This is a genomic window from Candidatus Sordicultor fermentans, assembly GCF_012728195.1.
GTDB lineage: Bacteria > Atribacterota > Atribacteria > Atribacterales > Caldatribacteriaceae > Sordicultor > Sordicultor fermentans.
Genome location: NZ_JAAYFP010000160.1, coordinates 1 through 7,380 on the forward strand (window position 1 = coordinate 1; position 7,380 = coordinate 7,380).

The 7,380-nt window shown below is 45.7% G+C and carries 8 protein-coding genes; 7 read left to right on the plus strand and 1 reads right to left on the minus strand.

What is annotated here, in order from left to right:
• Nucleotides 1-349 precede the first annotated feature (349 nt).
• Genes GXZ17_RS08250 through rdgB form a run of 5 tightly spaced genes read left to right on the plus strand, consistent with a single transcriptional unit; the run spans nucleotide 350 to nucleotide 4,440 of the window.
• Nucleotides 350-844, plus strand: a complete 495-nt coding sequence (locus GXZ17_RS08250) for a single-stranded DNA-binding protein (protein ID WP_409376812.1) — start codon at nucleotides 350-352, stop codon at nucleotides 842-844.
• The gene (locus tag GXZ17_RS08255; RefSeq protein ID WP_409376818.1) at nucleotides 762-2,432 is read left to right on the plus strand and encodes an N-acetylmuramoyl-L-alanine amidase; all 1,671 of its coding nucleotides are present in this window, start codon (nucleotides 762-764) and stop codon (nucleotides 2,430-2,432) included. The genes GXZ17_RS08250 and GXZ17_RS08255 overlap by 83 nt, the downstream gene beginning before the upstream one ends.
• A 1-nt stretch (nucleotide 2,433) precedes the next feature.
• Nucleotides 2,434-3,063, plus strand: a complete 630-nt coding sequence (locus GXZ17_RS08260; protein ID WP_409376813.1) for a GerMN domain-containing protein — start codon at nucleotides 2,434-2,436, stop codon at nucleotides 3,061-3,063.
• Nucleotides 3,064-3,073: 10 nt separating this feature from the next.
• Entirely contained in the window at nucleotides 3,074-3,844 is a 771-nt protein-coding gene (rph, locus tag GXZ17_RS08265; RefSeq protein WP_409376819.1) for a ribonuclease PH, read from the plus strand.
• Entirely contained in the window at nucleotides 3,841-4,440 is a 600-nt protein-coding gene (rdgB, locus tag GXZ17_RS08270) for an RdgB/HAM1 family non-canonical purine NTP pyrophosphatase (RefSeq protein WP_409376814.1), read from the plus strand. The genes rph and rdgB overlap by 4 nt, the downstream gene beginning before the upstream one ends.
• On the opposite strand, the gene GXZ17_RS08275 is transcribed toward rdgB, so the two are convergent.
• A complete protein-coding gene (locus GXZ17_RS08275) occupies nucleotides 4,417-4,968 on the minus strand; it encodes an O-acetyl-ADP-ribose deacetylase (protein ID WP_409376815.1) in 552 nt (183 codons plus the stop codon). The two genes, rdgB and GXZ17_RS08275, sit on opposite strands and share 24 nt — an antisense overlap.
• Before the next feature lie 87 nt (nucleotides 4,969-5,055).
• On the opposite strand from GXZ17_RS08275, the gene GXZ17_RS08280 reads away from it, so the two are divergent.
• Together GXZ17_RS08280 and GXZ17_RS08285 are read left to right on the plus strand one after the other, a co-directional pair.
• The gene (locus GXZ17_RS08280) at nucleotides 5,056-6,183 is read left to right on the plus strand and encodes a prolyl oligopeptidase family serine peptidase (protein WP_409376816.1); all 1,128 of its coding nucleotides are present in this window, start codon (nucleotides 5,056-5,058) and stop codon (nucleotides 6,181-6,183) included.
• 281 nt (nucleotides 6,184-6,464) lie between these two features.
• Complete coding sequence (locus GXZ17_RS08285; protein WP_409376817.1) at nucleotides 6,465-7,145, plus strand: SagB/ThcOx family dehydrogenase; 681 nt, start codon at nucleotides 6,465-6,467, stop codon at nucleotides 7,143-7,145.
• Nucleotides 7,146-7,380 lie beyond the last annotated feature (235 nt).

The following is a 7,380-nucleotide window of genomic DNA, read 5'->3' on the forward strand; positions in this document are numbered from 1 at the left end:
CTCAGGAATGACCCCCCTCCGTCATTCCCGAAATCTTTAGTCGGGAATCCGCGTTTTTGCTTTTTCCCCTTTGTCCTTCTATTGGGAAGGATAGGGCGTGTCCCCTCCCATTATAAAGATTCCTGATAGAGACACTCAGGAATGACGGACAACGGGACAATAGAGGCATTCAGGGGTGACGGACGAGGGCGGTCATTGTGGCGATAAAAAAGAGGAAGTGATAAGTGGATTTAGCTCTTATATCTCCATATAATTAAAGAAAAAAATTTCTTCTCTATTTGAGAATGAAGAATAATGTGTTAAACTCATATACAGAATAATTTTCGATGAAATAGGGGGATGTTTTCTGATGGCTCGAGATATTAATTGTTTTTTTGGAATCGGGAATTTAACCAAGGAGCCCGATTTACGTTATACCCCCCAGGGAACACCGGTTTGTCGATTCAGTATCGCTATGAATCGTAGTTATTCAGGGAAGCAGGGGATGGTGAAGGATGTTACCTATATCACTGTGGCTGCCTGGTCCAAGCTGGCAGAGATTTGTGCTCGTTACCTCCACAAGGGTAGTCGGGTGGCAGTGATGGGAGAGTTACGTTCCAGTTCCTGGGAAGATCGCGAAGGTAACCGTCGTATCTCCTATGAAATTAGAGCGGATAATGTTCAATTTTTGAGCCCTCCTCGAGGAGCGGTGCAAGAGGAAGTAGAAGAGTTTAGTGGGTTGGGAGCAAATTTTGAAATGGAGGAGGCAGAACCGTTTGTCTATGAAGGCGGAGAAAGCCCGCTGGGAGAGCTGGAAGATATTCCCCTGGAGAAAGATGACGGGGAAGAGGGTGCTCCCTTTTAAGGGAAAGGTTTTTATTCTTTTTTTGTTCTTTTCTCTTCTTCCCCTTTTTTCTCTGGGGGCTCAGGTTGAGATAAACTGGGGAGAAGAGTCTTTCTATTCTGGGGCAGAGGTTAGAGTTCGCCAGGGTAGGACTTATGTAAATGTAGAGGAGTTGTTTCGGGAAATAGGGGGGATTGTTTATTATTCTCCCATTATGAATAAAATAAATTTAGGTTTTAAAGGTACAGCCTGGGTTCTTTCTCTGGATAAGGGAGTGGCAGTGCATGATGGAAGAGAGGTCCCCTTAGATGGAGAAGTGTTCATAGAAGGCAACGCTCCTTTTGTCTCTTTAGACCTTTTAGGCCAGCTTTTTTCTTTTGCTTCTTCTGTTTCTTCTGTCCCCTCTCCTTCTCTTACCCCCTCTCCGGAGCCGTCTTTTTCTCCCCTTCCTGAGAGGGAAAGAGATTCTTTCTTTATCCTTTCTGGAATTCGCTTCCATCCTTATCCGGAAGAGATGAGAACCAGGGTTACTTTTGATTTTCAAGGGGGAGTTCCCTCTTATTCTTACCGTATAGACCGCGAGGAGAATAGAATAGCCGTTGAGCTTTTGAACTGTGACTGGCGACAACCTACATCTTCTATCGCAGTGGGTGATGGGAGAATAGACCGTATAGAGGTAACAAAAACTGCTGATGGCTTAAGAGTCAATATCTGGATGCAGAATCCGATACAGGTTAAAGAGGAAAAGAAGTTGCCCGGAGATAATCCTCGAATCTACTTTGATCTGGTTTCTCTGGTGGAGGCCAGAGTAGAAGCATCGCCGGAGGTAAAGCCAACTACCACTCCTCGAGCATCACCTACAGTTAAACCTACTCCCACCACTCCTCAGGAAGCTTCCGGCCTTTCCTATAACGAGGTTAACACTAAAGTGGTGGTTATAGACCCCGGTCATGGAGGAAATGACCCTGGCTGTGTGTACAATGGCTATAAGGAGAAAGACGTGGTGCTGGCTATTTCTCAGAAAGTAAAGGCGGCTTTAGAAAGTAAGGGTTACCAGGTTTTTCTGACTCGCTCTCAAGATGTTTATCCTTCTTTGAACGACCGATATCGGGTGGCTAATGAACACCGACCTTTTGTTTTCTTGAGCATCCACTGCAATGCTTCTCCCAATCCTCAAACTACAGGTGTGGAGGTGTTTGTGGGAGGGGTGAAGCCCCGGGGAGAAGGAGCAGGAGATGTGGCCAGCCGGGAAAATCAGCTTTTTTTGAAGGAAGGAAGTGCAGCAGACGCTAACCGGGTGGGCAATATCTTATCTTCTGCCTATTACCAGAGCAGTCGGGAAGTCAGTGCTGAGCTGGGCAAAATAATGTCAGAAAAAATCTCTTCTACTACCGGGCAGAAAAACCGAGGATTGAAAGAAGCACCTCTGGTGGTTCTGGACGGTATGTATTATCCAGCTTGTCTGATTGAAGTGGGCTTTTTGAGCAATGCAGAAGAAGCCAAAAAATTAGCTTCTTCTGCTTTTCAGGAAAAAATAGCTCAAGCTATTGCTCAGGCAGTAGATGATTTTAGTCGAAACCCCAAATTTAAGAGCTTTTTAGGAGAATAAAATGCAAGACCAAATTCCTCCTCGGAAAAAGTATAAAGAAAAAGAATCTTCCTGGCCAAACTGGTTCTATGTTCTTGTGGGTTTAGCTATTTTCTTTGCTGTTCTTTATTTTGGAGAAATGATTTTGCGATACCAGCAGCCTCCAGAAATCTCTCCCTCTCCCGGAGTCACTCTTCCCCCGGAGGAGGAATTAGGAAAACTACCACCTTCTCAGGAAGAAGAGGTAATTCTTTATTTTTCTAACCCCGATTTTACTGCTTTAGTAGGAGAGAAGAGGAAAATAAAAAAAGACAGTAAGTGGATGGAGAGAATATTAGAAGAATTGTTAAAAGGCCCCAAAGACCGTTCTCTGTACAATCCCATACCTCCTTCCACTCGTTTAAATGCGGTGTTTTTAGAAGGAGATATAGCTTATGTAGACTTGAGTGTAGAGATGGCTAAAAATCAATCAGGAGGTACTTCTCAGGAGCTTTTGAGCGTTTATGCCATCATTGACACCTTGACTGCTTTTCCAGAAATAAGGAAAGTAAAAATATTAATCGATGGAGAGGAAACTTCTACTCTGTGTGGTCATATAGACATTTCTCAACCTTTAGAAAGGGATGAAAGATTAATTGCAAAAGTTCAATAATTTCCAGGAATTGGGTAGTTTTTATTTTAAAAAGGACAGGGCAACCTGGAGGGGAAGACCGGATGGTCGTCAACCTGATGAGTTGAGGCCGGTGGAGATACGCCTCCATTATCTCCGATATGCCGAAGGCTCGGTTTTAGTGGAAGCGGGCAACAACCGCATTATTTGTGCAGCTTCTGTAGAAGACAGGGTTCCTCCTTTTTTGCGCAATAGTGGGCAAGGCTGGATTACTGCAGAATATTCTATGCGCCCCCGTGCCACCACCACCCGTAGTTTGCGAGAATCTATAAGGGGACAGGTGGGGGGAAGAACCCACGAAATCCAGAGATTGGTGGGCAGAGCTCTGCGCTCGGTAGTTGATTTAGAGAGGCTGGGAGAGAGAACCATCATGATCGATTGCGATGTTATCCAGGCTGATGGGGGAACAAGAACCTGGTCTATAACCGGTGCTTTTATTGCTCTGGTTGAAGCTCTGTGGAATTGCGTGGACCGGGGAATATTATCTTCCGGAGGTATAGTAAAAGATTATCTGGGAGCCATCAGTGTGGGAGTAGTGGGAGGGCAAGAACTCCTGGATCTTGCTTTTGAAGAAGATTCTGCTGCTCAGGTAGACATGAATGTCGTGATGACCGGCAGTGGAGATTTGGTAGAGGTACAGGGAACAGCAGAAGGAGACCCTTTTTCCCGGGAAACACTAAATCGCCTTTTAGATTTAGCCCAGAAAGGGGTTGGAGAAATTATTGTTTTAGAGAAAAAACTCCTGAAAAGGGGTCTGCCTTGAGTGGTGAGGTATATTTAGTTACGAAGAATGAGGGGAAGCTAAAGGAAGTAAAAGATATCTTCGTCCCCTTTTCCATCTCGGTGAGAAGCGTTTATGAAGTTTGTGATATAGGGGAAGTAGAAGAAAAAGGGGAAAGCTACGCTCATAATGCTCTCATAAAAGCTCGGGCAGGGTTTGTAAACACAGGTAAAATCTCTTTAGGAGAGGACTCGGGGTTAGAGGTGGACTACCTTCGTGGAGCGCCGGGGATATATTCGGCCCGCTTTGGGGGGGAGAATGCTTCTTCCGGGGATAAAATATCTCTCCTTTTAGAGCTTCTGCAAGGAGTCCCGCAAGAAGAGCGCACCGCTCGCTTTGTTTGTGTGGTGGCTTTGGTGTGGGAAGAGGGAGAAGAAATATTTCGGGGGGTATGTGAAGGCTACATCGCCGAAGAACCCCGGGGAAGTGGGGGTTTTGGTTATGACCCTGTTTTTGTCTTCCCCCCCGAGGGAAAGACTTTTGCCGAGTTAGGCTCTGAATTTAAAAATCGCCACAGCCACCGCTTTAAAGCCTTCCGTCAGTGCGCTGAATTTTTAGTCAGAGAGGTTTTCCATTAGCTCTTTTAAACTCTGAACGTAGACTTCCTTGTCTTGAGGAGTGAAGAGCACAAAGCGAATCTCTTCTAATGTAGTTTGAGGATGACTTTTGCAATAGTCAATTATAGCCTGCAAGGCAATGCGAGAGGCTTCTTTTATGGGATAACCGTAGGCGCCGGTGGATATAGAGGGAAAAGCCACGGAACGCAGGTTGTGTTTATCGGCCAGTTCGAGACTGGAAATATAGGCACTGCGCAGGAGTTCGGCTTCGTTATTTTTCCCACCCCGGTAAATTGGCCCCACAGCGTGGATGACATATGAAGCAGGCAGGTTCCCTCCGCTCGTTATAACTGCTTTTCCCGTGGGGCAGCCTCCTATCTTCCGGCATTCTTCAGCAATTTTCGGGCCTCCTGCCCGGTGAATTGCTCCATCTACTCCTCCCCCTCCCGCGAGGCGAGAGTTGGCAGCGTTGACTATGGCGTCGGTATCTTCTTCGGTTATATCTCCCTGTTTGATTATCAGGCGGCACTTTCCTATCTGGACTTCCATTCTTCCACCTCCTTTTTCATTATATCACAGTATCACAGGAAGATAAGTGAGGTGATATAATGAAAAAAACTCAAAGGAGGAGAAGAAATGAACAAAGTTACTCTGCTTACCAGAATTTTTCCCGAGGGAGAAAGAGTGAGTGAGGTAGTGGTGGAATATGACTCTGAAATTGACGGAAGCAATCTTACTCCTGATAGCTACGCGGTGGAGGCAAAAGTGGGAGACACAACGGTTGAGAGAACCATCAAAAAAGTATACGCTAACTCCTCTTTCGATCTGGTATGTTCTACCAATCGAGGAAGATTTGTCATTATAGAGTTAGATCACAAAGAGGCAGTAGCTAAAACTCTTGTTTTTTCTTCGGAGACGTTTTTATCAGAAAGACCGGAGCTAATTTATACTGTGACTCAGAAAGTAGCTATCACAACTCCTGAGGGGGAAACCATCGCTCCTTTTACCCTTCAAAACACCGATGAAAAGCACCTAATCGTTGATGATTTTCAAGCTTTTGTATACCGGGATGAAAGGTCGGGGGTGGAGGTGCCCTACCGATTTTTTGCCCCTCGGAATGTTAATCCGGATAAAAAATATCCTCTGGTAGTATTCCTGCACGGAGCAGGAGAAAGAGGAAGAGACAATTTTATCCAGTTGGTAGCAAACAAAGGAGCGGTGGTCTGGGCACAACCCGGGCATCAAGCACTACACCCTTCTTTTGTATTAGCTCCCCAATGCCCCCGGGAGAGCAGCTGGACCGGAGTGCTTTCAGGAGGAGAGCCTTTTGAGCCTAATCCTGAGCTGCTTGCCCTTCCTCATCTGATTGAAAATCTTGTTTCTCAACACAATATAGATAGCGATAGAATATACGTTACCGGCTTATCTATGGGGGGGTTTGGAACCTGGGCGATAACAATGGAAAGTCCTCATCTTTTTGCCGGAGCCATTCCTGTGTGTGGTGGAGGAGAGGTGAAAAAGGTAGATAGAATTAAACATATACCCATCTGGGCATTCCATGCTGAAGATGACCCCCTGGTTCCCGTTGCTTTTTCCAGAAGTCTGGTGAGGAGTCTGGCAGAAAGAGGGGGGAGAGCAAAATATACTGAATTTCTCAAAGACTATCTGGAATCTCAGGGGTGGAGTGCTCACTCTTCCTGGATTCCCGCTTATGAGGATGAAACTGTAATTAATTGGTTGTTCGAGCAAAAGAGGGGCCAGTAGCGGGTTCATTAAAACGATGAAGCCTGGAGCATCCCCTGGCCGTTTAAGCGGGAAGTTCCTTTTCGGGATACGATAATAACAGGTGAGAGATTTTACTTTGATATTATAGTATCCCGAAAAAAGTCAAAAAACGGGAAATTGCCATGCAGCAAGGGATACTATAAGTTCTCCAGTGGTCTTTTGCTTTTTGGGGGTCATGAGGGGTTCTCATAGTTTGTTATTATGTATCGCATCAGGTAAGACTCACAATGACGGTTAATTATAAAAAGGGGGGGAGAAATTTGAAAAAGTGGGGAAAATTCCCTGGAGTAATGATATTTTGGGGGGTGTTAATGATGACAGGAATAAGCGGAGGTGGAGAAAGGATTATCCTGCCCTCACCCGGGTTGAGAGGTGAGGTTTCGGTGGAAGAAGCTATTTTGAAAAGACGCTCAGTGCGCTCTTTTCTCGATGATGCACTATCTCTGGGTGAGCTTTCTCAAATTCTATTTTCTGCCCAGGGGATAACAGAAAAAAATCAGGGTTTTCTTGCTGCACCATCAGCGGGAGCGCTTTATCCTCTGGTGATTTATGCAGTAGTAGGGAAAGTGGAAGAATTAACCCCGGGGGTTTACCGCTACTACCCTCAAGGACACGCCATAGAGAAAGTGCTGGAAGGGGATAGAAGAGGGGAGCTTTACCGTGCTGCTCTTTCTCAGGGGGCTATCCGGGGAGCTCCAGTATCTTTGGTTTTCGCTGCAATTTATGAGAGAACCACTGTAAAGTATGGAGAGCGAGGAATTCGCTATGTCCACATAGAGATAGGACATGCAGCGCAAAATGTCTACCTGCAGGCTGAAGCACTGGGGTTGGGAACGGTAGCTATCGGTGCTTTTTATGATGAGGAAGTTGCCCGGGTGCTTTCTTTACCTCCGGAGGAAGCGCCTCTCTACATTATGCCGGTGGGGAAGGTAAGGAAGTAAAAGCTAAAAATTTTGCCGATGGTTTTGAAAGGTGGGATTTTCAAGTCCGTCACCCCTGAATGTATTTATCATTCCGTTATCTCTCGTTCCTGAATGTCTCTATTGCCCCTTATTAGTCACCCCGGCAATCTTTAAGCCGGGGTCCATAAGTATTTGAAAACCTCTGGATTCCCGATAAAAGATTTCGGGAATGACAAAAAAGGGGTCGTTCCTGAATGTCTCTATCATCCCCAAG

Excerpts from the sequence above, each read along its gene's own strand:
- GXZ17_RS08250 (WP_409376812.1), top strand. The coding sequence starts at position 350 with ATGGCTCGAGATATTAATTGTTTTTTTGGAATCGGGAATTTAACCAAG.
- GXZ17_RS08255 (WP_409376818.1), top strand. The coding sequence starts at position 762 with ATGAAGGCGGAGAAAGCCCGCTGGGAGAGCTGGAAGATATTCCCCTGG.
- GXZ17_RS08260 (WP_409376813.1), top strand. The coding sequence starts at position 2,434 with ATGCAAGACCAAATTCCTCCTCGGAAAAAGTATAAAGAAAAAGAATCT.
- GXZ17_RS08275 (WP_409376815.1), bottom strand. The coding sequence starts at position 4,968 with ATGGAAGTCCAGATAGGAAAGTGCCGCCTGATAATCAAACAGGGAGAT.
- GXZ17_RS08280 (WP_409376816.1), top strand. The coding sequence starts at position 5,056 with ATGAACAAAGTTACTCTGCTTACCAGAATTTTTCCCGAGGGAGAAAGA.